This is a genomic window from Burkholderia sp. Se-20378, assembly GCF_017104665.1.
GTDB classification, from domain to species: domain Bacteria; phylum Pseudomonadota; class Gammaproteobacteria; order Burkholderiales; family Burkholderiaceae; genus Burkholderia; species Burkholderia lata.
Window position 1 is genome coordinate 1 of record NZ_JAAGPG010000925.1, and the last position, 1570, is coordinate 1570.

General features: G+C 70.6%; 3 protein-coding genes. 2 read left to right on the forward strand and 1 reads right to left on the reverse strand.

Features of this window, described 5'->3' with window-relative positions; translation table 11 throughout:
* Positions 1–337 (reverse strand): RNA polymerase sigma factor region1.1 domain-containing protein (locus G3N93_RS39010; protein ID WP_277396611.1); only part of this gene is annotated, 337 nt, incomplete at its 3' end.
* Between the two features lie 298 nt (positions 338–635).
* Here G3N93_RS39010 and G3N93_RS39015 point away from each other — a divergent pair.
* Together G3N93_RS39015 and G3N93_RS39020 are read left to right on the forward strand one after the other, a co-directional pair.
* Positions 636–1073, forward strand: coding sequence for a hypothetical protein (locus G3N93_RS39015; protein ID WP_174935760.1), 438 nt, complete (start codon positions 636–638; stop codon positions 1071–1073).
* Positions 1074–1106: 33 nt separating this feature from the next.
* A partial coding sequence (locus G3N93_RS39020) for an SH3 domain-containing protein (RefSeq protein WP_374196559.1) occupies positions 1107–1570 on the forward strand: 464 nt, incomplete at its 3' end.

Below are 1570 nucleotides of genomic sequence, written 5' to 3' on the forward strand. Positions count from 1 at the left end.
TCCGCATGTAGAGCGCGAGCGGATCGGTCGATGCGCTCGTGCCGCGTGCGAGGTCGCCGAGCATCGCGCGGCCTTCGTCGAGCGCATCGCGATCGACGTCGACTGGCGCCGAACCGGCGAACGGCGCAGGCACGGCCGGCTCGTCGAGCACGGCGATGCCGATGTCGGCGAGCGCGGCGCGCACGACGTCGAGCGCGTCGGGGCTGTCGCTTTCGGGCGGCAGCGCGTCGACGAGGTCGGCGTGGGTCAGATATCCCTGTTCGCCGGCGAGCGCCAGCAACTGGATGATCGGATCGAGCGGCGAGTCCGCCCGGGGAGTGGGGCGTGGCGTAGTCATGTCGATGGCGGCGTGAGCCGCGTTCCTGTCTGGGCGGGCCGAAGTCCGCTGGTTTCGGGCCGCCGGTTGCTCGCGAACCCCCGTCCGCGCCGGCCAGCCTGACATCGTTCAAGTTGAGGGCATTTGCGCGAACTTCAACGCGAGCGCGACAGACCTGCCAGCACGCGGCGTGCCCGCGCGCCCGTCCGGTGCAGGAAACAAAAAGTAACCGATCATACCGAGCGGAAATCTGCAGGGGACGTAAGCTAGAGTCAGGCGCGCGCCTGGCGGCGACGCGCGGATTCTGCCGGAGCAACACATGACCCCGATTCCTGCCGCGAGGTGTGCGGTATTCGCATTGACGACGCTGACCCTCGGCGGCTGTTATTACACGAGTCCGTATGGCTATGCGCCGTACTACGCGCCGGCGCCGGCCACGCTGACGCAGCGCGAGATTCCCGTCACGCCGGCTGCACCGGCCACCGCTGCGCCGGGCCCGACCGCAGCTTCGGTCGCGCCGCCGGTGGCCGACCCGGCTCCAGTCTACGTCGCGCCGGCCTATCCGCCGCCGTATCCCTATCCGTATCCGTACTATGCCCCCGCGTATTACCCGGGCTGGTACGGCTGGGGTGCGCCGGCGATCTCGGTCGGCTTCTGGGGCGGATGGGGCGGCGGCTGGCGCGGACGCGGCGGGTACTGGCATCGTCCGTGGGGCGGTGGCCACTGGGGTGGCGGCTGGGGCGGACATCGGCATTGACCGGCGCGCGGCGGCACCGCGCGGGAGAGCATCATGAGGAACACGATTGTCCGAAGTCTGTGCGTCGTCCTGCTCGGCCTGGCGGCCGCGCCGGGCATTGCGCAGGCACAAAGCACCGGCTACACGAACTCGCCGGCCGAACTGTTCGCCGGGCCGGCGCCCGACTATCCGGTGGTCGCGCAGATTCCGCCGGGCACCGCGCTGGACGTGTTCGGCTGCCTGAGCGACTACACGTGGTGCGACGTCGCGCTGCCGGGCGTGCGCGGCTGGATCGACGCGCAACTGATCGACTATCCGTACCAGGGCGGCTACGCGCCGCTGCTCGACTATGGCGCGATCATCGGCGTGCCGATCACCGGGTTCGCGATCGGTGCGTACTGGGATCGCTACTACCGTAACCGGCCGTGGTTCCATGACCGCGATCGGTGGGAGCACCGCGCGGAACCGCGGCTCGGCCCGGGCGGGCGACCGCCGGGACAGGGCCGCCCGCAACCGGG

What these genes read in the sequence shown, in the direction of transcription:
- G3N93_RS39015 (WP_174935760.1), top strand. Translation starts at nt 636, where the DNA reads ATGACCCCGATTCCTGCCGCGAGGTGTGCGGTATTCGCATTGACGACG.